Genomic DNA, 22906 nt, shown 5'->3' on the forward strand with positions numbered 1-22906 from the left:
TGAGCCATTTTGCCCGCCTGAGCTTGGCCAGCTTGACACCGCTGGAAACTAGTCTTTTGAAATTAGTTAATCTTGCCGTCGATAAGCTGGATTCTCCGGTCCATTCGCTCGGCAATCTCGAGATCGTGTGTGACTGCCACGACCGTCTTGCCGCGATCGCGCACCAGACCTTCGAGTATCCTGAAAACCTGCTCTGAGCTATGGCTATCGAGGCTGCCTGTCGGCTCGTCGGCGAGGATCAGCGAAGGATCGTTAGCGAGCGCGCGCGCGACCGCCACGCGCTGGCGCTGTCCGCCGGAAAGCTGGTCAGGCCGCTTGTCGAGGTGTTCCCCCAGTCCCAGCGAGGTGAGCAATTCGCCGGCTCGCTCCCGCATTTGCCCCCGGGCCAGTCGCCCGAGCCTGCGCATCGGAATCTCGACGTTCTCGCGCGCCGTGAATTCCGGCAAGAGAAAGTGAAACTGAAAGACGAAGCCGAGTTTGGAGAGCCGCGTGGCTGCCCGCTCGCGCTCATCCATCGGCTCGGTATCGCGGCCGGCAATTCTGAGTGTGCCGCTTGTCGGCCGGTCGAGCAGGCCGAGCAGGTAGAGGAGGGAGGATTTGCCCGACCCGGACGGCCCCGTGATGGCGACGAACTCGTTCTCGCCGATCGATAGCGAGACATTTCTAACCAGCGTGACGGGAACGGTCTCCGGCAGGACGCGCGTCAGGTTCTCGGTCTCGATGAGCACGTTCATGTCGCACCCCTGATGATGTCGACAGGATTGAGGCCGGCAGCGCGGCGCGCCGGCAGGTATCCAGCCAACGCCGCCGAGCCCAATGCGAAAGCAGCGGCGATGACGTAATGAAGCAGGCTCCAGGCGATCGGCAGATGCGTCATTTCCTGTCCCGTCGCTGCGATCTCGAAGCGCACCAGTGACAGCGCATAGGTCATCGAAAATCCGAGCAGCCAGCCAAGCGCAGAGCCTGCCACGCCGATGGCCACGCCTTCGAGCAGGAAGAGGCGGCGCATGTCGGCTTCGCGGAAGCCGAGGGACTTCATGATGGCGATGTCGCGCGCTTTCTCATGCGTGATGGTGGAGATGATGTTGTAGATTCCGAATCCCGCGACCAGCATGATCGCGCCGACAACCGTATACATGATGACATTGCGCACCACGAGCGCCTCGAGAATCGACTCGTTTGCCTCCTGCCACGCCACCGCCTTGTAGCCGAGTTCGGCCTCGGCACGGCGCGCCACCGACGGCGCGTTGTTCGGATCGTCGAGCTTGATACGGATTTCGTTGACGGCGTTCGGCCGCGCGGACAGGACTTGCGCATTCTTCAGAAGCACATAGGCCTCGCCCTCGTCACGTGCGGTGGTTCCCGTGTGGAACAGACCGGCTATCTTAAAATTACGGGTCAGCCCCTCAGAAGACACCGCCGTGACCGTGTCGCCCAGACTCGCACCGAGCCTGGTCGCCATTGTGTCGCCAATCAGAACATTGTTGCCGCCTGCAGCAAGTGCAGCGAAGCTTCCTTCGACGAAGTCCTCCACGATAGGCGAGACACCGAGCTCACGCTCGGGATCGACCCCGATGATCGCCGCGCCCACCTCCTGGCTGGAATATCGCATTACGCCCTGCGCCTTGAGGCTTGCGGCGAACCGTCCAGGAACCCAGCTCGCCAGCCAGGCGGTCGCGGCCGTCGGATTGATGATGCCGCGTCGGTCGTCGCGCGGCCTCAGCCCGGAAATTGCCACCGAGGCGAAGGCGTCCTCAGCGGGTTGGCGGCGCGCCGTTCGCTGCTCGTCAGTGATGTTGACATGCGGCATGGTGTCGACGAGTTGTCTGATGAAATCGTCCTGCCCGCCCTGCATAAGCGCCGCCATGGCGATCGAAAATCCGACTCCGACGGCCACGCCCAGAACGGCAACCAGCATCTGGCGACCGCGGCCGGCGATATGGGTGGCTGCGATGTCGAAGATGAGCGGCATTACACTCATTCCTGCGAGGCGGCGGCGAAGGTCACGCGCGCACCGTCGGCTACTGCAGGATAGGGTGACACGACACGGGCGTTCTCGTCGATGCCGGAAAGAACTTCGATGCCGTTAGCGCCACGAATCCCAGTCCGAATTTCGTGGCGCCGCGCCCTTCCATCTTCGACCAGGACGACCTGATTCCCGTTTACGGCCGATGAAGGTAATAAGAGCGCATTGTTGGAGACACGGATGACGATATTGACGTCGGTCGACATGCCGATCCGCAGTGGCGTGTCGTCCGGCAGGCGCAGGCGGACGCGGTAGGTCTTCGTAACAGAGTCGCCCTTGGGCGTAACGCTGTCGACGACCGCCTCCAGATTCTGCCCCGGAAAAGCGTCCGCTTTCAGGAGCGCGCGCTGGCCAACCTCGACGCGCGGAATATCCTCCTCATTGACTTCGGAGACCACCAGCAGCGGCTTTGGCTCGCCGACCCAGAAAAGCACCGTCCCGAGCTCAGCAACCTCGCCGACCTCGCCATCCTGCCGGAGCACGACGCCGGGGCTCGGGGCTCGCAAAACATAAGTTTCCAGGCGCGCCTTTTGTCCGGCAATCAGTGCCTCGATCTGCAGGAGGTCGGATCGAGCCCGATCGACCGCCTGCTGGCTTGTCACATTGCGTTCCGCAAGCACCGAGAGGCGGCGGAATTCCTCCTGAGCCAAGCCCAGCCGCGCTTCCAGTTCACCCAGCGTGGCGCGTACCTGGCTGTCATCGAGTCGAGCAAGGATATCACCGCGCGCCACCAGCGACCCTTCGCAGTCGCATTGCTCGACGATTCTGTCGCGGACCACCGGAGCGACCTTGGCCCAGGTGCGCGGTTCGACCGTGCCGCTCGCATAGACGATTTCTGCCGCGGCTCCACGCGACGGAACCACGACGGAGACCGGCGTGGGGCGCCATGCAAACAAGGCTGTGGATGCGGCTATGGCCGCAAGACCAATGGCGCCGATTATCCAGCGTTTCAACCGCACCAGACGCTCCCGAGCGAGTATGACCTACACCGTTAGACCGAGCGTCGGTCTCACGAACTCCATCCTTAAGCAACTTTCAATAAGCGAACAAAATGCAATCCGAATCGCGTATCCAGGCGGGCGAATCATTTCAGTAACCGATAGTAGCGGATATTAATCCGGCGTAGCGATTCTGGGTTTGCAGCGGGCGAGTCAGAGCGTTGCAAGCTGCACATCCAATGAGGTGGAATTTTTGCCACGATCCATCCGACACCCTGCACGGCTTGTGCCGATGGCATTCCTTATTGCCATTTTTGTAGGCACAGCCTTGCTCATGCTGCCGATCTCTCGCGCGGGGCCGGGAGCTGCTCCCCTGCTTACCGCATTGTTTACCGCCACCTCGGCAGTCTGCGTCACGGGGCTTATCGTCCAGGACACACCGACGTACTGGTCCGGCTTCGGCCAAGGCGTGATTCTTGCGCTGTTCCAGGTCGGTGGTTTCGGAATCATGACAGGCGCAACGCTTCTGGGTCTCCTCGTTACTCGCAGACTGAGACTGAGTAGCCGTCTCATTGCCCAGACGGAGACCAAGAGCCTCACTCTGGGCGATGTCGCTGGCGTCCTTCGTCTCATCTTACTCGTTACAGTGACAGTCGAACTGCTGACCGCGGCTGTGCTCAGTTGGCGGTTCCGATACGGCTATGATCATGATTGGAGCGACGCGCTGTGGCATGGGCTGTTTCATGCGGTCTCCGCGTTCAATAATGCAGGGTTCTCAACCTATTCCGATAGCCTAATCGGATTTGCGTTCGACCCACTTATCCTTGTTCCGATCATGGCCGCAGTCATCATCGGCGGCATTGGTTTTCCGGTTCTCTTCGAGCTCCGGCAGGCGACGCGGCAGCCGCAACGCTGGTCTATCCACACCAAGATTACCCTGCTTGGAACGGCTTTTTTGCTCGTGGCCGGACTCGCTGCGACGGCCGTCTACGAGTGGGGCAATCAGGCAACGTTGGGATCATACGAATGGACGGGAAAGCTGCTGAACGCGGCGACCCATTCGGTCATGACGAGAACCGCCGGCTTTAACAGCGTCAATATTGGAGAAATGCGTATCGAGACGCTGGTATCGACCTATGCTTTGATGTTTATCGGCGGCGGCAGTGCCGGAACCGCCGGCGGCATAAAGGTCACCACGTTCTTCCTTCTTGGATTTGTTGTCTGGGCGGAGATTCGAGGTCAGCCCGATACAACCGCGTTTCGACGTCGTATCGGCGCCCATGCTCAACGCCAGGCACTGGCAATTGTATTGTTGTCAGTTGCCTCTGTTGGCGGGGGCGTGCTCATTCTCCTCAGCGTCACGAGCTTCCCGCTTGAGGATGTCATGTTTGAAGTCATCTCGGCATTTGGGACCGTTGGCCTGTCTACGGGCATTACTGCAGGACTACCTCCCGCCGGGCAACTTGTTGTCATCGTCTTGATGTACATCGGCCGCGTCGGCACGATCACAATTGCAAGCGCGCTCGCGCTGCAAGAGCGCAATATACTCTTCCGATATCCAGAGGAGCGCCCAATCGTTGGCTAAGAACAGCATTCCCCGCGGGGACGGGGTCGTCATTATTGGTCTCGGCCGCTTCGGCAGCGCCGTTGCACAATCACTGGTCTCTCTTGGCCATGAGGTGTTGGCCATCGACGAAAACGCGGAGCTGGTTCAGAGCTGGGCCACCCGGCTGACCCACGTCGTGGAGGCTGATAGCTCCAATACAGACTCTCTGCGTCGCCTCGGCGTCCAGGACTTTCCGCATGCGGTCGTCGGAATTGGAACGGATATCGAAGCGAGCGTGCTTACCGTGCTGGCGCTCTCGGAACTCGGAGTGCCCGACATCTGGGCAAAGGCCGTCAATCCTAACCACGGTCGCATTCTGGAGCGTACCGGAGCGCATCATGTCGTATATCCGGAAGCGGCCATGGGCGAGCGTGTCGCCCACCTGGTCACTGGCAAGATGATCGACTTCATAGAATTCGATGATGGCTTTGCCATCGTGAAGACGACCGCGCCGGAAGAAGCTATCGACAAGACGCTGGGAGAATCCGGTCTTCGTAGCAAGTACGGGGTGACCATCGTCGGCGTCAAGCGGAGGAAGATGGACTTTACGTATGCCACGCCGGAAACAATGGTCGAGGCGGGTGATCTGTTGATCGTGTCAGGACCGACCAAACTGGTGGAAAGGTTCGCAGCGCTTACTTGACGCATTTGGGCTCGGTCGGCGAACTGGCGGTTTTCGGCAGTGTGATCAAAGTTGCTCGCAGTTCTCCGACATCGAAAGGTCCCTTGCCATGTAGCTGTCGAAGCCGCGAGCGCGGCGACTTCACGCTCTCGCGGATCTGCCACCAGACACGAATGCTGCTGTCGATGTTTGTTATCGGACGCTTCCACGTTGGCTTGCCTATAGAATATCCTAGATTCTAGGGCCGCGCTTCTGAGCGCTCTGAATGATCCCCATTTTCTCGTTAATGGCATGCTGCAGACCGGCCGGCCCGAGGTAGTTCGCGATGGACCAAAGGAGCAACGTTCGTAACGCATTGACAGTGCGCCGGCAGAAGCGCGCTCTTGCAAGACGTAAGCAAAAATACCCCCGAGAAGAAGAGCTACATATTTGATAAAGAGCTTGGGCCGGCGGCTTAGGACATGCCCTCTAGTTTCAGAACGCTATCGCCCTGTTCATCGCTCTCGGCGCGGTCATTGGCGCCGGCATTGCTCTCTACGGGCGCTGGGCGGCGAGGAGCCGATCGGCGAATGACATCATGCGTCCGCCGTCTCCTCTCCGCGGCGGCCATCTCTTGAATAGCATAGGCATGGGGCATCGGGGACGAAATGGCAGATGATGATATGAACGGGAACGGCAACAGTTCGTTGCCGGCCAATTGGGCGGCGCTGAGCGTCCGGGGTCCAGGCTGACGGGCGTCGGCTTCATGGCCCTGCAGCCGATCAAGGACAACACCGCTCATCTCGAGGAAACGCATGTCCCCGTTTCTAATCGGCGGTTTCTCAGAAGGAAATGGAATGGCGATCGGCACGAGGTTCCGAGGACCGGCTACGCCAGGAGGCGGCGCTGAAGGACATCCACGACGCCCAGGTGCCGCGCGCGGAACTCGATCGCGTCTGGGAGGGCTATGACCAGCGCTTCTCTGACCACCAGCGGCAGATCGATGCGGTGAAGCAGGCGCAAGGCAGTGTCTACAGGCAGCGCGGCATCATCCTCGACCAACACCCATTGAGCTGCAACGCTTCCAAAAGAGCCTTTAAATCGTTGTCTCCAGAGAAGAGAACGACATGGTCGGCCGGACAGGACACCGCCTCTTGACGATCGGCATTATATGCTGATTTACAACCTTTACGCAGCTCATTGAGTTTGCTGTGAGCCGCGATTTAGGCGGACAGGTGGAACTGAACTATGCGCCGGCGGGTTTGGGTGTCGAGATCGTTATCCCGCTAGGATCGATTTCATTGACATCGAGACCGGTCTCACGCGTAAAATCGTGAGGTCGAGTGCTCGCGCCAAGGATTGCTACTATCCGCGCAGCCGGCAAACGGTTCCACTCAGAACGAAAACAGCCAAATTGACCGTTCAATGCTGCGATTTAATCTAGCATTACAGTTGCATTTAGTTTTGAGGTGAGCTCGTCGAGCGGCCGCCTGATGGGCGCGCCTCCAGCATGACCATGCGATGACGTAGGCGGGGCTTATGCGACGCTGAGCAAGCCTGATGGCGATGCGCCGGACTTCCTGGATAGACCAGCGGATCAAGTCCTGATGGTCGGCATCCGCGGTCTTTTTGGGGGCGTCGCGTCATTGGCGCGGTACCGGATCACCGCCATCATGGCGAAGGCAAGCATGACGAGGGAGACGTGGCGATGCCAGCCATGCCATGACCGGGTTTCGTTGTGATCGAGTCCGAGCTCGTTCTTGGCGGTCTCGAAGCTGTCTTCGATCGCCCAGCGATGGCCTTCAACGGAAACGAGCGTCTGGATGTCCGTCCCGGCCGGGCACCATGTGGTGAAGAATGCGAGATCACCGTCGCTGATATTGCGCCGGATCAGCAGGCCACGGGTCCAAAGCCCAGATTTCGTCTCGTTATATTCGTCGGCATCGAGGTCGGCGAGTTCGCAATAGGCCCAGTCATGAAGCCGCGCGCCTTTGGTGCCCTCACCGGCGGAAAGACGTTGCCATGCACTTGGATCGAGATCACGGGCGATCTCCTGCGCTGTGCCGGCGACCGGAGGCTTACCCGACCAGGAGCCGAAATGGTGGTCCGATTTAACCCCAAGAACGTAGCCTTTGCAGGCTCGACGCAGGGTCCCTTCGACGTCCCCGACGCCATAGACCGCATCTGCGGCCACCCATGAAAACGGCACGTCGGCTGCCAGCGCACGCCGTATCATCTCGACAGCCAGGCCTGGCTTGGTAGCGAAGGCTGTAGCCTGAGGAACATGAGCTGCTGCAAGCCTTGCCGGATCGCCAGTCCAGCTCTTGGGCAAGTACAGGGCTCGATCGATAAAGGCATGGCCGCGAACGGACACATAGGCGGCGAACACACCGATCTGGCAGTTCGTTATCTTGCCAGCCGAACCTGTATATTGACGTGCAACACCGCACGATGTCTTGCCCTGCTTGAGGAAGCCCGTCTCGTCGATGACCAGGACCGCATCATCCGTGGCGAGGTTTTCTACGACATACTCTCGCACGATGTCGCGAAGTGCGTCCGCGTCCCAGCGCCCGCGCCCCAGAATGGCTTGTTGCCGCCACGGGCCGGGATCACCGGCCGCCTCAGCACGCATCCAACCTGTCTTACGCCGCTCGTCACCCAGCAAGCCGTCCAGGAAAAGGTTCGCAGAGGCTGCAACTCGCTCCTGCGTAAACAGTCCGCGCATGCGAGCCTTCACGTCGCGCAACGATGATGCCCAAAGCTCAAGCGTCGTCTCGATTGATGCACCTGCCATCCATGACCTCCGAATCATGGAGACCCATAGATTCAGATCATAAATAAATATGCAACTGTGATGCTAGGCTGTGGTGACGATTTAATCATTTGAGCCAGAGCATGATGCTGGCGAGCTTGACGAATCCGAGGAAGGTTGCTGCGAGCTTATCGTAGCGTGTTGCGATGCGGCGCCACTGCTTGCAGCGCGACAACCAAGATGAGACGCGCATTGCCTCGTCGAAACTGTTCCCGAATACTCAACCGTTGCCTCACATAATTTGCTCCCTACCGAGGGGTATGAACAGGGGCGACTATGGGACAGCTGAGCATGGCGACGAGGAAAGAACTGACGGCGGCGGTTTCGGAGCGTTATCGTGCTTCGACGCGAACGGAGAAGGCGAGAATTCTGGATGAGTTCGTCGTCATCACGGGCTTTCACCGCAAGCACGCGATGCGCCTGCTGCGGCGCCACGGGAGAGAGCCTACAGGTCGGCGAGCGCGGCCGCGGGTTTATGATGAAGCGGAACGCAATGCGCTCATATTGCTGTGGGAGGCGTCTGATCGGGTTTGTGGGAAGCGGCTGAAGGCGTTGCTACCCGTCCTTGTCGAGGCGATGGAACGGCACGGTCATTTTAACCTCGCGCCTGAGATCCGCGGCAAATTGCTGGCGATGAGCGCGGCCACGATCGACAGGACGCTGGGACCGATCCGAGAGGGTTTGGGACGCCCTCGACGGCGGCCCGCGGCGCACGCCCTGCGACGGAGCATTCCCATTAGAACGTCGGCGGATTGGGACAATCCGGCGCCAGGCTTCGTTGAGGCGGATCTCGTCGCCCATTGCGGCCCTTCGGCTCGCGGCAGCTTCATCCAAACCCTTGTTCTCACCGACATCGCGACTGGCTGGACGGAATGTGCGCCGCTGCTGGTTCGCGAACAGACACTGTTGAGCAGTGTGCTCACAGAATTGCGCAAGCAACTGCCCTTCGCGCTTCTCGGCCTGGATACGGACAACGACACCGTCTTCATGAACGAGACGTTGAAGGCCTATTGTGACGCCGCCAACATTGTCTTCACGCGCTGCCGCCCCTACCGCAAGAACGACCAGGCCTTTGTCGAGCAGAAGAATGGCGCCGTCGTGCGCAGGATGGTTGGATATCGTCGGTTCGAGGGACTGGAGGCCGCCACGCTGCTAGCGAAGCTCTACCGATCAGCACGGCTGTTCGTAAACTTCTTTCAGCCATCATTCAAATTGATCGCGAAGCAGCGCGACGGCGCTCGTGTGCGCAAGACGTATAGTCCGCCAGCCACGCCGCATCAGCGTCTGATTGCCGACGCTCGCACGTCAGATGCAGTCCGCTCCCGTCTGCAGGAAATCTACGCAGGGCTCGATCCTGTCCTGCTATTGCGCGATATTCGCGCCCTACAGGAGCGACTCGCTGCGCTTGCCGACACGCCGCCGGCCATGCGCACTGACGGGGTAGCTCAGCCGATCGACCTTTTCCTCGCGAGTTTGCGGACGGCCTGGAAGGACGGAGCTACCCGGCCGACGGATCGTCCGATTGTAAAGGCCAAAAGAGGACGGCGGCGTCCTGACCCTCTCGTCAAGGCGACCGCCGACTTGCGAAGTTGGTTCGAAGCCGAACCATGGCGAACCGGCAGTGAACTTCTGTCACGTCTGCAGGCCGAGTATCCCGGCGATTACCCCGACAAGCTGCTTCGAACACTTCAGCGCCGGCTGAAGGTCTGGCGTAGCGAACAGGCGGACGCGTTGCTGTTTGGCACCTTGAACAAGGAGCCGCCGATCCACCAAATCGCAAGGCCGCACTGAGGTGCCGTGGCGCTCGCGAAGGAGGCCAGGCGCTGCGAAACCCCTGCCATCTCCGCGCCCGGCCTCCTTCGCCCCAACCCGGGAGCAAAATGAATGAGGCAACGTACGAATATCGGGGAGCATCGTTACGTGCGGCAATACGTGATCTCAGCCAGATTGTCGCTCTACAACTGCTTGAGTTTGGCGAAGAAGCCCTCAATTCCCCAGCGTTGGCGGTAGGCGATCCGATCATAGCCGTGCTGATGCTTGCGATGACGGCGAGGCGGAATGACCGGCTCGCCGCCCTGATCCAGGATGGCGTCGTGGAGGCTGTCGGCATCGTAGGCGCGGTCGGCGATGACTTGGCCTGAAGCCAGTCCGGCGACAAGGCCGCAGGCTGGCGCCATGTCGTTCTGCTGGCCGGGTCCGATCGCGAAGCGGATCGGCAGGCCGAGTGCATCTACGACGGCGTGGAGCTTGGTGCCGAAGCCGCCGCGCGAGCGCCCGAGAGCCTGGGCTTCAGGTCCCCCCTTTTGCGCCGCGCGCCTGCGGCTTGTGCATTCGCCCGGATGACAGTGGCGTCGATCGCCAGCCATTCGAGATCGGGATCACGGACAATCGCTTCGAACAGGCGGTCAAACACGCCCATCTCGATCCAGCGGTAATAGCGACGCTTGGCCGTCTGATATGGGCCGAATCGCTCTGGAAGATCACGCCAGCGTGCACCGGAACGGGCCATCCATAACAACGCGTCGAAGAAGCGGCGCCCGTCGCTGCGCGGGCCGCGCCTTCCCTTCCGTCCCCCGGGAACGAACGGCTTCACCTTCTCCCACTGATCGTCACGAAGAGCTTCGCCTTCCATCGCTGGCCTCCAAAAGCCAGCGTTGAATCTGATTTGCACCCTGATGGGAATCCCAAATCTTAAATCGTCACTACGGCCTAGTGCGACATCAGAACCGGCATTGAAATGTTATTCAGCAGATTGCGCGTCGCGCCGCCGAACATATCTTCAAAGAGCGGCGAGTGGCCATACGCGCCGCATACGATAAGATCTGCACTCTCTCGGTCGAGGACCGCAAATAACGCACCGGTGAAATCGGTCTCCCCGGTATCGCGCCATCCTTCCAAGGCAACCGTAACCGCGTGATGTTCGAGATGGCTCTTTATCTCCTGAACATCTTCATTTTGGTCGCTGTAGTTGCTCGCAAAAACGAACAGGAAAACTTTGCGCGCTAGCTTGAGGATTGGCATCGCATCATGAACGGCGCGGGTTGACTCTCGACTGAAATTCCAGGCAACGATCACCCGCTCGCCGATTGCACCTTCACCGGCCCAGCCCGTCGGAAGCACCAACATGGGAACCCCGGCGGTCATCAGAATTTCTTGAGGAACTGCTGAATTGGAAAGATGGCGGCGATCCGGATGCGGCTGTGTCGTTACCAGAAGATCAGCGCAATGGGCAAAAAGCACTGCGGTATGAGCTTCCGGCCTTGCCCGGTGATATTGGAAATCCAGGCCAGCCTCCTGAACTGCCGTGGTGAATTTGGCCTCGATTGCCATCGCGGAATCGCGGCTCTCCCCTTCCAGTGCTTCCTTTGTGCTGATGTCGACGCCGATCAGTCTGGCTTGGTGCTTGGCAGCGACATTTATGGCGGTGCGCACTCGGGCAGGGCAATCTGCTCCAACGTCCAAATAGACGACGATATCTCTATAGCCCATAGCTTCCTCCATGTGCGAAGGCGTAATGCCGAGGCGAACCCCATCTCAGTGAACCCTTAATACCCATTGACGCGGCAGGTTCCGGATGCCTGCAAAGAAAAACCCGCTGCGGCGATGTCGGGCTGAGTGCACAAGCGGCAAGGAAGGCCTGATTTGGTCGCTTCGGAGGCGACCACGAGCCGCTCCATAATACGGAGAAAACGAAGGGAGCAAGCGCACCCGCCACCAGCCGGGCGGCGACCATGCGGCCGGTAATTGCGCCGTAGCCGGCCGATCCGAACAGCCAGAGCGGCAGCGCGCTCTGGGCAATGCTGTTGATGCCCGAACCGAGACCAAGACAAATTCCGAAGGCGGCAGCACCGGGCAGCCACGTTCCGGATACGCCAACGACGACGACAGCCGCGACTATCAGGGTGGCCGAGCGCGTCGCGAGCATCGGTGGCGGCAGGTTCTTGCCGAATGCCATACTGATGAAGCCTGATCAAGACCTGCGCGGGTCCGAACAGCGAGCCGATGACCACCGCTGCCGTGCCGAAACCGATGGATCCCAGCATCGGAACCATGTGCATCAGTATCGCCGAAAGCGTGAACCCATGCAGGGCAAAAGCTAATGAAACAAGGAACATGCCACGTCGCCTGACCTTAGACGTAAACGCGCCGACGATCGCCTCTCGGTCTTCACCCGTGAATGCGGTTGCTTCGGACCTCCGGCTTCGCGGAAGGCAGACGAGCAGGTTCAATGCCGCGTAGGCGGTGTAGATTTCGCGCCATGTCAGGTGCTTGTGAAGGCTACGCCGGCGTATATAGTTAGATAGATTTCGGTCTGTCTCGCGCTCAGCTACGATAGGAAAAAAGCGGGGAGGCGTCTTTGCATTAGCGGAGGGCAGGGGGACCGAATGAAGATCCGCCTCACCGACGGGGCACGCTTTTTCCTGCTTGGCGAGCGGAAGACGATCTTTGTCGAGTCGTCACAGCAGATTTTCGAAGTTGACGACATCACTGCCTATCTCACCTGCCTCCTTGCCGAGGCAATGTCGGCTCACGACTTGGAAAATGCGCTTGTGGCGCGCGGCTCACGTCGTGTCGCAGCGCGCTCGTTCGTGAGGGACTATCTTCTCGAATGGTCGCGACGCGGGGTACTGGACGTCGCCTTCGACGAGGACGAGGGCGCGCCTGTGCACACGCAGTTGCTCGATCTCGCCGGCACGGCCGTGTCGATTGCCTATCACGATCGGGGATTGCTCGATAGCATCCTTCCCGTTTTCGATCATCAGGCCGCGTCCGGCATGCAGCCCCTGATTACCTACTCTGTGGGCCGCTTCGGTGAGCGCGCCTGCATCAGCCGACATCGTTCGCAAGCGATGATCGTCACGGCCGCGGAGGCGGTGCCGGCATTGAAAACGCTGCTGACGGACGACGTCCTCCAGAACCTCGGCGCGGCCGTCGCCCTTCACACCGCGCTTCTGGTGAAGAACGGGAATGGCCTCTTGATCTGCGGCGCCCCCGGAGCGGGCAAGACGACGCTCGCTTTGGCGCTGAGCGAGGCCGGGTTTTTCTATGGCGCAGATGATATCGCTGTGTTGAACGAGGATGGCCGGCTACGCGGCGTAGCGTTTGCGCCGGCGCTCAAAGAGGGTTCGTGGCGCCTCTTTGAGGGAATGCGGGATGCGATCCACATCGCTCCGATACACCGCCGTCTCGACAACAAGCGTGTGCGCTACCTCGCGCCGGTCCACCTTGCTTCCCCCGAGGCAGTTCCGCTCGGATGCATCGTGCTCATCCGCCGCCGGCGAAGCGGGCCGGCGGCGGTTAGGAAGGTCGAGCCGTTTCGCGCTCTCTCGGAGTTGCTTGCTGGCGCCTTCACGCCCATGCGTAGGCTGCACCTGCGGCAGTTCCAGACCCTCCTAATCGCGGTCTCGGGCGCCAGGGTCATCGAACTGACCTATTCGCGGCTCGATAAGGCCGTAGAGACCTTGAGCCGGTACCATGACGGGGAATAGCTATCGCGGTCTTCTTGCCCTCGTCGCCTGCCTCAAGGGCACTCCTCCCGGAGAGGTGGATTGGGATGAAGTCATAGCAGATGCCAACAGGAGCCTGACGATCTCGTCTCTTGCCGCCGCAATGAGCTTAGCTGGGGCCGTGGACATACCGGAGGACGTTCGCTCCTATTTTTCTCTGATTTACGAGCGAAACGCTGAGCGCAACTCCAGGCTGTCTGCCCAACTCACAGAGGCGATCGGCTGCCTGAACGGTGTCGGCGTCGAGCCGATCATGATGAAAGGCGCGGCTCTCCTCCTGGGGTGGGAGCACCGAGCGGTCGGCGCGAGGCTTCTGACGGACCTCGATATTCTCGTGCGGCCCGAGGAAATACCCGATGCGATCGCCGCGCTCCGGCGGATTGGATATGAGATCCAGTTTGCGGCCGGCAGCGGCTCCTGGCCGGGAAATCCCAGGTATCATCTGCCGGCGGTGCTGGCGCGATCGAGGGACGCGGGCGCAATCGACCTTCAGTGTCGGCCGAGAGGTCCCGCCTCCTTCAGCGACGTCGAATGGCTTTACGGTCGCAGTCGCCGGGCGGACCTCGATGGAATCCATGTCCATATTCCGTCGCCCTTTGTGCAGGTCGTGTTCCTGATCCTGCATGACCAGTTTCAGGACGGCGACTATTGGCGCGGTCTCCTCGATCTGCGCCACCTTCTCGACATGGCGCAACTCGCGCGCTCGGCAAAAATAGACTGGGACGAATTGAGATCGCTCTTCGCCGCCGGCTATGAGAGAAATGCCGTGGATACGCAGATCATCACGGCCGATGCGCTGTTCGGCCTTGAGGGTGCTGGCGGTCTCTTTTTTGGAAAGCTGGCGCATTGCCAATTAGCGCGGCGCCGGCTCCAGTTCGGCCGAGATTATCTCGCCGTCCCGTTGACTGTTCTGACGCTTCTGACGGAGATCTTTCACTACCCGTCCTGGGATCGCTTCGGCGGCGAGCGCTATCCTTCCCGGTCGCAGGAGATCAGGCGAAAGCTCCGCGAGTTGCGGCGCATTTTTCGTCCCAAGCCACCTGGAAAACTATAGAGGCGGGCAGCAAGCCGGAACTGCGTTCCTCTCCGGTCACTGCTAACCTGATAAACACTATTGGGAATTCTCCCAGGTAATCATTCTGGATTAACGCAAAAGCCATTAACAAATGAGTTGACCTTTGCTGTAATGTGGGAAGAAATGCGAGGGAGGGCGCTTATGAGTTCCGAAAAAACTGATGGTCTGCCGTCAAGGTGCGAAGAAGACCGGCGCGAATTCCTGAAGAAGTGCGGTCGTTTTGCAGTCGTCACTCCACCCGCGGTCACCATGCTGCTTTCCACCAGCCTCACGTCGAACGCAATAGCGGCTTCCGGCGGTGGTGGAGGCGGAAGCCACGCCAACAATGGCTGGGGCAACGGTCCGGATGCGACAAACAAGGGCAGCTACCACGGCGCAGGCGTATCCCGAGGAGGCCCGGGGGCTGGCTACTCGCAGAGTAGTTCCAAAGTCGGCGGCGCCCGATAACCCGGCTTGAACAGTCGGCAAACTCGTGTCGGCTGACAGCGTGCAAAGGCGCCGAACGGTTCCCATGCGCGGCGCCTCTACCGAGTCTAGGTACGTCTCAGACAATTGGTACCGACGAAACGAACTTTCTGCTGCTGACGTTTAGCCCACGCCGCCGCGAGGTCAAAAGCTCAGCCGCTGATACAGAGCCAGCCATGCATTGAATATCCGCTTTGGCACTTGCTTTCGCCGAGCACAATTTCTCCCCTCTTTAGCGCTTTTGGCAGCGCCTCCCGCAATATTGCGCTCAGCACCTGAGGATGAATTCGCGACAAATTGTTTGCATTCGAACACGCTTGTATAGTAAGCGCGATTTTCCCCGCACATTGACGCCGGCGATTTCGACGGATCGTCTTGCGTTGGGAACGGCATCTGGTCAGGCGGTGGCAGTCTGTGTGAAGTTGAAGGGCAACAAGTCGTCGATATCAGCATCGCCCGCGCGTTGAGGCAATTCGGTAAGGACGTGGCGCAACCACGTCAACGGCTCGACGCCGCAGGCACGGCAGGTCAGCATGAGGCTGTAGATGACGGCGCTGGCCTTGGCTCCGTCGGTGGTATCGCTGAACAGCCAGCTCTTTCTGCCGGTCGCAAAAACTCTGATGTCGCGCTCCAAGATGTTGTTGTCGATCGGCATCCTGCCATCGTCTGTGTAGCGCGTCAGATAATCCCACTGGTTCAGGGTGTAGGATACAGCATCGCCCAGCTTGGTGTCCGGCATGACCTTCGGCGCGATTTCGTCGAGCCATACCTTGAGAGCGGTCAGGACGGGTATGCTGTGTTGCTGTCGGAATCGGCGAACGCTGTCGGCCTTCGTTTCGCCGGCATCAGGCTTCTTGTCTCGTGCTTGCCTTTCAACCCGATAGAGTTGTTCGAAGAACCGGAGAGCCTGCTCGGGCGGACCGCCGCCTTTCTTTCTGGCTTTGAGGGCATCGACGAAGCGCCGCCTCGAATGGGCCATGCATCCGATATGGATCGCGCCATCCAGCGTGCGCCAGGCGGTGTAACCATCGCTCATCAATATGCCGCGGTAATCGCCGAGGAAGGTCTGGGGGTGAATCTGGCCGCGGCCCGGCTGATAATCGAGAAGCACGATCGGCTCGTCACTGTCGTCGCCGCTCCGATAGGCCCACATATACGATGTGCTGGTGGCCTCTTTGTCCTTTTCCTTCAGGACCTGAACGGTCGTCTCGTCGCCATGGATGAGGGGTTGCGACCTGAGCCGCAGTTTCAGCGCGTCATAGATGCGATGCAGATGCTTCTCGCTCGAACCGATCACCCAGTGGCCGAGAGCACCACGGCTGACAGGAACACCGGCGCGTTCGAAGGTCTGCGCCAGACGGTAGAGCGGTGTGCCGTCGACGTACTTGTGAACGAGTGCGAAGGCCAATGTCGAGGCCGTGGCGATGCTGCCCGGCAAGGGCTGCACCGGCATCGGCGCGGTCACGACAGGCGTGTTGATCCCGGTGCGGTCGCAATGGCGGCATGCATATTTGAACCGCACATTCTGTAAGACCTTCGCCTTCACTTCGATATGAAGTTGCTCGGTAACGGCCTCGCCCATGCGGTGCATCTGCCCACGGCAGCAAGGACAAGCCTTCTGATCGTCGGGAAGGTCATACTCGACGCGCTCGCGCGGCAGGTTCTGCGGTAGTGGTCTGCGGCCACGCTTCTGACCCGTCGTGCTTTCGACAGGCGGCAGGCCTGTGTCCGGAATGTCGATGACCTCGCTCTCGTGGCTGTCCGCTCCATCCTCGTCCGCAGCCTCTTCGGCTTCGTTGAAGATGCGATCAACGTGCTTTTCGCTGCGCGGCGCAAAGCGATGGAGCCGTGCAAGCGCCAGCTCTTCCTCCAGCTTGACGACCCGCTGCGAGAGCGTTTCCTTCTCGGCTTTCAGCGCGGCGATTTCGGCAGCATTGGCCGCCAACTGCGCCATCAGCTCTGCAACGCTCGGTTCGCCGGTTCGATTCATCGTAGTTTTGAATCTGAACCGCTACCCTACGTCAACAGCTCAATTCGCCACCCTCAGCCGGCGACCTGATACTGCCGCACCGGGTGGCGGACCATCGCATCGATATCGATGCCGTCGAGGATCCAGTGCAGTTGCTCGGTCGTCACCGTGACCACCGCCACCTCACGGCGAGGCCATCGGAACTTGTCCTCGGTCAGCCGCTTCAGGACCAGCACAAAGCCCGATCGGTCGAAGAACAAGAGCTTCATCCGGTCGCGACGGCGATTGCAGAACGCAAAAACCGCTGGAGCAAACGGATCGAGCGCCATCGTCTCCTGGACCAGAACTGCAAGGCTGTTGATGCCAGCCCGAAAGTCGATCGGTTCGCGATGCAGGTAGACCTGAAGGTCAGCGCCCAGTCTGAACATGACCCAACGCTCCGATTATTGCTGCCAACACGTCCACATCACTACATTCCAGCGTCAGCTTCACACCGTTCGGCAGTGACGCGCTCACCTTGGCTGGAGAGGACAGCCGGTCGATCCTCTCCGATTGCGATCGTCGCTCTTCACCATCCGTGGCAGGCATCTCCAACGCAAACGCGCTGCTCTGCATTGGCAGGCTGCTCGCCGCGGTGATCTGAACCGGAAGAAAAGCCGATGTCGAAGACGGCGGCAGAGCACGGAACTCCTTGGCCTTCTTTATCCATTTCCAAACGAGGTTCGCGTTGACCCCATGTTCGAGCGCAAGTTTCGATACTGATGCGCCAGGTTCAAGGCAGGCCGAAATAAGACGGTCTTTCGATGCTGGATCGAACCGGCGTCGTCCATTCCGACCAACGAGTCGCACGACAAGCTTTTGACCTTCTTCCATCATTTGGTGTCCACCTCCTTTAGGTGGACACCAAATGCCAAAGCTCACACCATCACAGAAGGTGCGGGGAAATTCGCGCTTACCTTGTATAAACGTGGTCTGCTGCATAAAATCGCCTCGCCTGTGAATCGAACGCTCGGGCACGGGAAGCCTCTTCTGAGAGATCGGAAGGGGGCTTCTCGGTTCAGAACGGACTGCGTTGCCAGTCGAAAGCCCGGAACTGAAGCACGGTAACCGCTTCAGTTCATGTATGCCGCCTCTATGGAAATCCTCCTCCCGCCAGGGTCCAGCGGTCGGCCACATATTTGCACCGCGGTAGCCGAACATGCCCGGGATAAACAGCACGTCTGTGGCGTAACTTAGTATCGTCGTTTACATCACCGGGAGGGCGCATGGTGCGTGCGGCAGAGGCCACTTCACGTTGCAACAGAGGACGTGGACACCTGTCGAGATCGTACGAAAAACTTTCGCGTGGCGGCCGTACCCGGTCGACGCTTCGTCAGTTCCTCGTCAATGAGGCCTCGGGCCGCCTTGTGCTGATGGCGACGGCCGTACTGGCAATCATGCCAACTCACCTTTATCGGTAGCCTATTTCTCCGCTCTATATGCCTATTTCGGTCCGCTGAGCCTTCAGCACTGGATTAGCGACGCTCTGATGAGCGTCTTTTTCCTGCTAACCGCCTCCGGCAGGATAGGGTCAGTTTCTCGGCCTCAATTCAGCGCAGTCATGATGCGCCCATGATGGTATCGACGGAATTGAGACGAGCGGCGCGGCGCGCCGGCAGGCAACCTGTTTCGGCGCGCTGCTGATCGATCACGTTGGGCGGTGCGGTCTTGCCAATAATGCCCGTTCGCGCCACTCTGAGCTTCGACTAATAGCCGGACATCCGCGGATGTCGGATGAAGGTCGGAACCTGCACCCGAACCGAGGGCCAAGCATGAGCAGCATGAGAGACCGCCAAGAAGGCTTCGAAAAGAAATTCGCGATGGACGAGGAATCGAAGTTCAAGGCCATGGCACGTCGCAACAAGCTCTTCGGCCTATGGGCCGCCGAGAAGCTCGGCAAGACCGGCGCGGACGCCGACGCCTATGCGAAGGAGGTGGTGCGCGCGGACTTCGAGGAAGCAGGGGACAACGATGTGTTCCGCAAGGTGCGCGCCGATTTCGACGCAGCTGGCGTCGCACAGCCCGACCATGAGATTCGCAGCGTTATGGACGAACTGCTGGCGACCGCCGTCGACCAGATCAAGAACACGTGAATTCCGCTGAGTTCTGACAGATAACTGCGGAAGGAGGTACGGTTCCTGTCGGCCTTCGGAACCGGAGCCAGAGCTCGATCAGCGGCTACGGAAACATCACGACAGGCGCGTTCTTGATATTCCACAATACGGATCTAGGCCACGCTGCGGCATATTACGATACCAACCCGAATGTTGCCGGTGGCGCGGTGCTTATCGCGGAACTCGACAATGTCACGCTTCTGGGCACTTCGGCAACTTCCATACCGGTGATTTTCTGTTGGTCTAGCGCTGAACGACAATGCAAGTGGCGATGGCCGAACTTTGGCGCGCCGCATGCCCCTCGGCAAGGTCTATATAATACTCTAGATTCCGTCCAGCTCCACCTAGTGCTATTAAGGGGACAACACCTTCTTACTCGTGATGGATTTATTACGCCGGAACGGCCGCTGGGGTAGTTCTCAATGGACCAAGGAATAAAGCGCCGTATCGCGGCTTCTGTGCCGGCAGAGGAGTTCACGAGGCTGGATAGAGACGGTCCTGCGGCTGCCGCGATGAAACCGCACAAGAGTGCGCTTCTTTGGCACGACCTCGCCACCAAACACCCGTCGATTATTGTCGGCGTCGTCCTCGCCTATGCTTTTCGAGATCCCCCACTGGCGGACCATCTCGCGCTGTCGATCGTTGCCGGTGGTTTAAGTGTGCTCACCTTGGCGTCAGCGAACTATGTGTTAAGGGAATGGCTGAACCGGATTGACATTCAAGCTTTGGGAAAACAAGCAGATGCCACCCTGATATCCGTTGGGCTTTTTGGTGTGTTTTCTATGGCGGGTCTGCTACTGGCCTCTCAGCTTGGGAGACCGTTTTTGTGGACGGCAGTCGTGTTCCTGTGTTCAGGAATGATTTACCAGGTCCCTAGATTTCAGCCGAAAGACGCGCCGAATTTGCATGTGATCGTCGAGTCCATCAGGCATCCAATCCAATTCACACTCGGCTGGATGATTATCGACCCGTTAACTTCGCCTCCAATTTACCTCGTCCTCGCTTTCTGGACTGCAGCGGCTTTCTTGGCTTGGCTCCCAAAATCTCACCATAGCTCCGAGACCGCGGCGAACATACGGAGTAGGCGCTTCGCAGGAGCATTCCGGCACAATCGGCATGTTGCCCAGCCGGGTCGAGATGGTGGCTGACGCTTTCGTTGACTTTTCTCGCCTTTGTAGTGAAGATTTAGAAATACTGAAAATACATTTTCCTACTCACGCGAGAGCTTCTATGCGGAGTTGCGCATGGTTAGCATAGAATTTAGTCGCAATGCCGACGCGAGGCACTCGCATTGGCCGGGGAAGGGGTTTGCGAGTCTGGCCCGCAACTGGTTGCTGCGCACCGACCCTGAGCGATTGATTTGTATCGGTCGATTTCTGAGTGCCGCGTTTGCTTTCCTGGCGATCTATCTGGATCCGACTCGACCCAACTCGCAGCTTTATGAGTCCCGGGTTGTTCTGTGTCTGTATCTCTTCCTTTCCATTGGGCTGATCTTCTTTCCTCTCCGCCGTTCGTTCGATAGTCCTGCGCATTTGTTCATCCATATTGTTGATGCCGCAGTGGTCGGCTGGCTGACATTTCTGACGAATGAGCTTGCCAGCCCGTTTTTCACCATTCTCCCATTCGTGATCTTATCGATGACGATGCGCTGGGGTTTAAAGGGAGCGACGCTTGGTGCGTTAATCGCCCTTTTCGTCCAACTGGTCGTAGGCATTCCTGATCTGCTGGATGGGGAATCGGAGCTCAATCTCTTCATCATGAGGTCCATCTATTTTGTGCTGATAGCGGCTACTCTGGGATATTTCGGGGCCTATAGGGAACAAAGCAGGCAACGCTTAGCCCAACTTGCACAGTGGCCGCCAGGTGCTATAGGCGAGGACTCGGTATCCTGGTTGGGAATACTCCTGGAACACGCCTCCCGGGTCCTGGGAGGCCCACACCTGCTAGTGATCTGGCGTGATCAGGAGCTTGAATCGGGATGCGTCGCCTACTGGACATGCGGCAATCTGCAGTTGATCGACGTCAAGGGCTCTGAGTTCTGGCAACGTCACGACCCGCAACAACATGCCACAGATCGACGCAAGAGCAGCAAAAAACTGGACGCGATCTTCGCTGAATTGCCGGAGTTATCCGCAAAGCCCAGTGAAACACATTGCAAAGTATCTGCAGCTGCCTTTTCGAGTATTCGATTTCGTGGATGCGTCTTTGTCATCAGCCCTGCCCCTAATCCTGACGGTGGCCCCGCTTTAACTCAGATCATTGCCGCTCGCCTCAGCGCGGAACTTGAACGTATCGCTTTGATTCAGTCGGCGCTCGCGGAAGAGCGCATGCGTCTTGCAAGGGACTTGCATGATACCGTTCTCCAGAACCTTACCGCGGCGCGTCTGAAGCTGAAACTGATCAGCGAAGCGGTTCCGAATGCTGCAAAGGCACAATTGACGGAGGTGGGGCTGCTCCTTCTTGAGCAACAACAGTGCTTGCGCAAATTCGTCGAGGACAGCCGAGCGGCTGAGGGAGGTAGTCTTGCTCGACTCGGGCAGACCCTCCCCGATTTCCTAAAGCTCTTAAAAGCGCGTTGGAATTGCGACATCGGGTTTTCGTTTGGCCCCGCAGAACTCGTGGTGCCAAAATGGATGCTGCACGAGATAATGCAGTTGATCTCCGAAGCCGCGGCCAATGCGGTCCGTCATGGGCGAGCCACACGACTGAACATCATCGTCACAGGAGTGGAAGATAGCCTAACCCTCGAAATAACTGACGATGGCTCCGGGGTGCCCGAGAACTTGGAGCCTCAGAAGCCCTCGTCGCTTTCGCAACGCGTCGCGGAACTGGGTGGGCAACTCACAGTTTGCGCGACGTCGCCTGGCTTCGGGCTTCAGATCACGCTCCCTGCTAGGCTGGAGGGCTGGTCATGTACTCAGTGATCATCGTGGACGACCACCCTCTGCTCCTGAGGGGCCTCCAGGATCTGATGAGCGCGGCACCAGAGTTTGAAGTCGTCGGTGCAACCACCAGCGGAACCGAAGCAGTTTCGCTGATTTGCGATCTTCAGCCAGACATTGCCGTTCTTGATGTGGCGATCCCAAGTATGGGTGGACTAGAGATTCTGCGGGCGACGCGCAACAAAAGACTGACCAAATTCATTTTTCTCACGGCAACGATAAGCGGACCCCAGATTGCCGATGCACTGAAAATGGGATTGTCTGGAATTCTCTTGAAGGAGTACGCCCCGGAAGAACTGCTGAACTGCATGCGCAAAGTCGCAAACGGAGGCAAGTGGCTCCCGCAGGAGCTGCTATCAAGAGCGTCGATGCCGAGTGATGAAGGCATGGTCGAAAAGCTTAATCTCCTTACGGCGCGGGAACGCCAGATCACCGTGTTGATATGCAGTGGGCTTTCGAACCGCACCATTGCTGAGAGGATCGGCACATCAGAAGGAACAGTCGGAATTCATTTACACAATATTTTCCGTAAGTTGGAGATTAGTAATCGTACAGCGCTTGCCGCCCTACATGTCCAATACATGACTGCTAATAATAAGAATGTTTGAATGTATCATACGCTCTGAAATAATGCGAAACAGTTTGGCGGAACCGCCGACAATCAGGCGATCTGCGCGGGTTCCTTCGCACTATGGGCAACTAACAGTAAGAGGCTGAAGCGAACACCGTCGCCATGTTTCATGGGCTGCTTGCGAGGCCAATTTGCGAGGCCAATTTCACTACGGCGCCGCGCTTCTTATCAGATGCGCAAA

The 22906-nt window shown here is 59.0% G+C and carries 21 protein-coding genes and 4 pseudogenes; 12 read left to right on the forward strand and 13 right to left on the reverse strand.

Annotated features, from left to right (window positions below; translation table 11 throughout):
* Positions 1-62: 62 nt before the first annotated feature.
* The 3 genes from USDA257_RS12935 to USDA257_RS12945 are packed head-to-tail and all read right to left on the reverse strand — an operon-like array spanning position 63 to position 2985.
* Positions 63-734 carry an ABC transporter ATP-binding protein gene (locus USDA257_RS12935; RefSeq protein ID WP_014763414.1) on the reverse strand — a complete coding sequence of 224 codons (672 nt, stop codon included), beginning with the start codon at positions 732-734 and terminating at the stop codon, positions 63-65.
* Positions 731-1972: an ABC transporter permease gene (locus tag USDA257_RS12940; RefSeq protein WP_014763415.1), complete on the reverse strand. Its 1242-nt coding sequence runs from the start codon at positions 1970-1972 to the stop codon at positions 731-733. The genes USDA257_RS12935 and USDA257_RS12940 overlap by 4 nt, the downstream gene beginning before the upstream one ends.
* A gap of 5 nt (positions 1973-1977) precedes the next feature.
* On the reverse strand, positions 1978-2985 hold the full coding sequence (locus tag USDA257_RS12945) for an efflux RND transporter periplasmic adaptor subunit (protein WP_014763416.1): 1008 nt from the start codon (positions 2983-2985) through the stop codon (positions 1978-1980).
* 271 nt (positions 2986-3256) lie between these two features.
* On the opposite strand from USDA257_RS12945, the gene USDA257_RS12950 reads away from it, so the two are divergent.
* On the forward strand, positions 3257-4549 hold the full coding sequence (locus USDA257_RS12950) for a TrkH family potassium uptake protein (protein ID WP_048657381.1): 1293 nt from the start codon (positions 3257-3259) through the stop codon (positions 4547-4549).
* Positions 4542-5213: a potassium channel family protein gene (locus tag USDA257_RS12955; protein ID WP_014763418.1), complete on the forward strand. Its 672-nt coding sequence runs from the start codon at positions 4542-4544 to the stop codon at positions 5211-5213. The genes USDA257_RS12950 and USDA257_RS12955 overlap by 8 nt, the downstream gene beginning before the upstream one ends.
* A 433-nt stretch (positions 5214-5646) precedes the next feature.
* On the opposite strand, the gene USDA257_RS36920 is transcribed toward USDA257_RS12955, so the two are convergent.
* The gene (locus USDA257_RS36920; RefSeq protein ID WP_014763420.1) at positions 5647-5988 is read right to left on the reverse strand and encodes a hypothetical protein; all 342 of its coding nucleotides are present in this window, start codon (positions 5986-5988) and stop codon (positions 5647-5649) included.
* Positions 5989-6023: 35 nt separating this feature from the next.
* Here USDA257_RS36920 and USDA257_RS12965 point away from each other — a divergent pair, with 35 nt between their 5' ends.
* Positions 6024-6329, forward strand: coding sequence for a hypothetical protein (locus tag USDA257_RS12965; protein WP_014763421.1), 306 nt, complete (start codon positions 6024-6026; stop codon positions 6327-6329).
* Positions 6330-6768: 439 nt separating this feature from the next.
* On the opposite strand, the gene USDA257_RS12970 is transcribed toward USDA257_RS12965, so the two are convergent.
* Both USDA257_RS12970 and USDA257_RS12975 read right to left on the reverse strand, forming a co-directional pair.
* Positions 6769-7983 (reverse strand): IS701-like element ISRm31 family transposase, encoded by a 1215-nt coding sequence (locus USDA257_RS12970; protein WP_080605578.1) that lies wholly within the window; start codon positions 7981-7983, stop codon positions 6769-6771.
* 67 nt (positions 7984-8050) lie between these two features.
* Positions 8051-8149 (reverse strand): annotated as a pseudogene (locus USDA257_RS12975) (IS5 family transposase); the annotation flags it as partial.
* A gap of 110 nt (positions 8150-8259) precedes the next feature.
* On the opposite strand from USDA257_RS12975, the gene USDA257_RS12980 reads away from it, so the two are divergent.
* Complete coding sequence (locus USDA257_RS12980) at positions 8260-9774, forward strand: integrase (protein WP_041414048.1); 1515 nt, start codon at positions 8260-8262, stop codon at positions 9772-9774.
* 170 nt (positions 9775-9944) lie between these two features.
* On the opposite strand, the pseudogene USDA257_RS33960 reads toward USDA257_RS12980, so the two are convergent.
* The 3 genes and pseudogenes from USDA257_RS33960 to USDA257_RS12995 all read right to left on the reverse strand — a co-directional run.
* Positions 9945-10615, reverse strand: a pseudogene (locus tag USDA257_RS33960) (IS5 family transposase); the annotation flags it as partial.
* 77 nt (positions 10616-10692) lie between these two features.
* On the reverse strand, positions 10693-11472 hold the full coding sequence (locus tag USDA257_RS12990) for a universal stress protein (RefSeq protein ID WP_014763425.1): 780 nt from the start codon (positions 11470-11472) through the stop codon (positions 10693-10695).
* A 187-nt stretch (positions 11473-11659) separates the two neighbouring features.
* Positions 11660-12263 (reverse strand): annotated as a pseudogene (locus USDA257_RS12995) (arsenite efflux MFS transporter ArsK); the annotation flags it as partial.
* Between the two features lie 105 nt (positions 12264-12368).
* Between USDA257_RS12995 and USDA257_RS13000 the strand changes: the two are divergent.
* The 3 genes from USDA257_RS13000 to USDA257_RS33965 all read left to right on the forward strand — a co-directional run bounded on the left by USDA257_RS13000 (position 12369) and on the right by USDA257_RS33965 (position 15012).
* On the forward strand, positions 12369-13472 hold the full coding sequence (locus USDA257_RS13000; protein ID WP_014763427.1) for a hypothetical protein: 1104 nt from the start codon (positions 12369-12371) through the stop codon (positions 13470-13472).
* On the forward strand, positions 13459-14544 hold the full coding sequence (locus tag USDA257_RS13005; RefSeq protein WP_014763428.1) for a nucleotidyltransferase family protein: 1086 nt from the start codon (positions 13459-13461) through the stop codon (positions 14542-14544). Before USDA257_RS13000 ends, USDA257_RS13005 begins: the two co-directional genes overlap by 14 nt.
* A 162-nt stretch (positions 14545-14706) precedes the next feature.
* Positions 14707-15012: a hypothetical protein gene (locus tag USDA257_RS33965; protein WP_080605579.1), complete on the forward strand. Its 306-nt coding sequence runs from the start codon at positions 14707-14709 to the stop codon at positions 15010-15012.
* A gap of 415 nt (positions 15013-15427) precedes the next feature.
* Here the strand turns inward: USDA257_RS33965 and tnpC are convergent, their stop codons facing one another.
* Genes tnpC through tnpA form a run of 3 tightly spaced genes read right to left on the reverse strand, consistent with a single transcriptional unit; the run spans position 15428 to position 17875 of the window.
* On the reverse strand, positions 15428-17020 hold the full coding sequence (gene tnpC, locus USDA257_RS13010) for an IS66 family transposase (RefSeq protein ID WP_014761247.1): 1593 nt from the start codon (positions 17018-17020) through the stop codon (positions 15428-15430).
* Between the two features lie 53 nt (positions 17021-17073).
* Positions 17074-17427, reverse strand: a complete 354-nt coding sequence (tnpB, locus tag USDA257_RS13015) for an IS66 family insertion sequence element accessory protein TnpB (protein ID WP_014761246.1) — start codon at positions 17425-17427, stop codon at positions 17074-17076.
* On the reverse strand, positions 17408-17875 hold the full coding sequence (gene tnpA, locus USDA257_RS13020; protein WP_014761245.1) for an IS66-like element accessory protein TnpA: 468 nt from the start codon (positions 17873-17875) through the stop codon (positions 17408-17410). The genes tnpB and tnpA overlap by 20 nt, the downstream gene beginning before the upstream one ends.
* 440 nt (positions 17876-18315) lie before the next feature.
* On the opposite strand from tnpA, the pseudogene USDA257_RS37795 reads away from it, so the two are divergent.
* Positions 18316-18548, forward strand: a pseudogene (locus USDA257_RS37795) (Na+/H+ antiporter NhaA); the annotation flags it as partial.
* 49 nt (positions 18549-18597) lie between these two features.
* On the opposite strand, the gene USDA257_RS38420 reads toward USDA257_RS37795, so the two are convergent.
* Positions 18598-18732, reverse strand: a complete 135-nt coding sequence (locus USDA257_RS38420) for a hypothetical protein (RefSeq protein ID WP_014763430.1) — start codon at positions 18730-18732, stop codon at positions 18598-18600.
* A 78-nt stretch (positions 18733-18810) separates the two neighbouring features.
* Here USDA257_RS38420 and USDA257_RS13025 point away from each other — a divergent pair, with 78 nt between their 5' ends.
* From USDA257_RS13025 to USDA257_RS13040, 4 genes are all read left to right on the forward strand, one after another.
* Positions 18811-19131, forward strand: a complete 321-nt coding sequence (locus USDA257_RS13025; protein WP_014763431.1) for a DUF1476 domain-containing protein — start codon at positions 18811-18813, stop codon at positions 19129-19131.
* A gap of 443 nt (positions 19132-19574) precedes the next feature.
* The gene (locus tag USDA257_RS13030; RefSeq protein ID WP_052316340.1) at positions 19575-20300 is read left to right on the forward strand and encodes a hypothetical protein; all 726 of its coding nucleotides are present in this window, start codon (positions 19575-19577) and stop codon (positions 20298-20300) included.
* A 96-nt stretch (positions 20301-20396) separates the two neighbouring features.
* A complete protein-coding gene (locus USDA257_RS13035) occupies positions 20397-22076 on the forward strand; it encodes a sensor histidine kinase (protein ID WP_014763432.1) in 1680 nt (559 codons plus the stop codon).
* Entirely contained in the window at positions 22064-22702 is a 639-nt protein-coding gene (locus USDA257_RS13040; protein WP_014763433.1) for a response regulator, read from the forward strand. The genes USDA257_RS13035 and USDA257_RS13040 overlap by 13 nt, the downstream gene beginning before the upstream one ends.
* Positions 22703-22906 lie beyond the last annotated feature (204 nt).

The sequence above is a fragment of the Sinorhizobium fredii USDA 257 genome, from assembly GCF_000265205.3.
In the GTDB taxonomy this organism is placed as follows: Bacteria; Pseudomonadota; Alphaproteobacteria; order Rhizobiales; family Rhizobiaceae; genus Sinorhizobium; species Sinorhizobium fredii_B.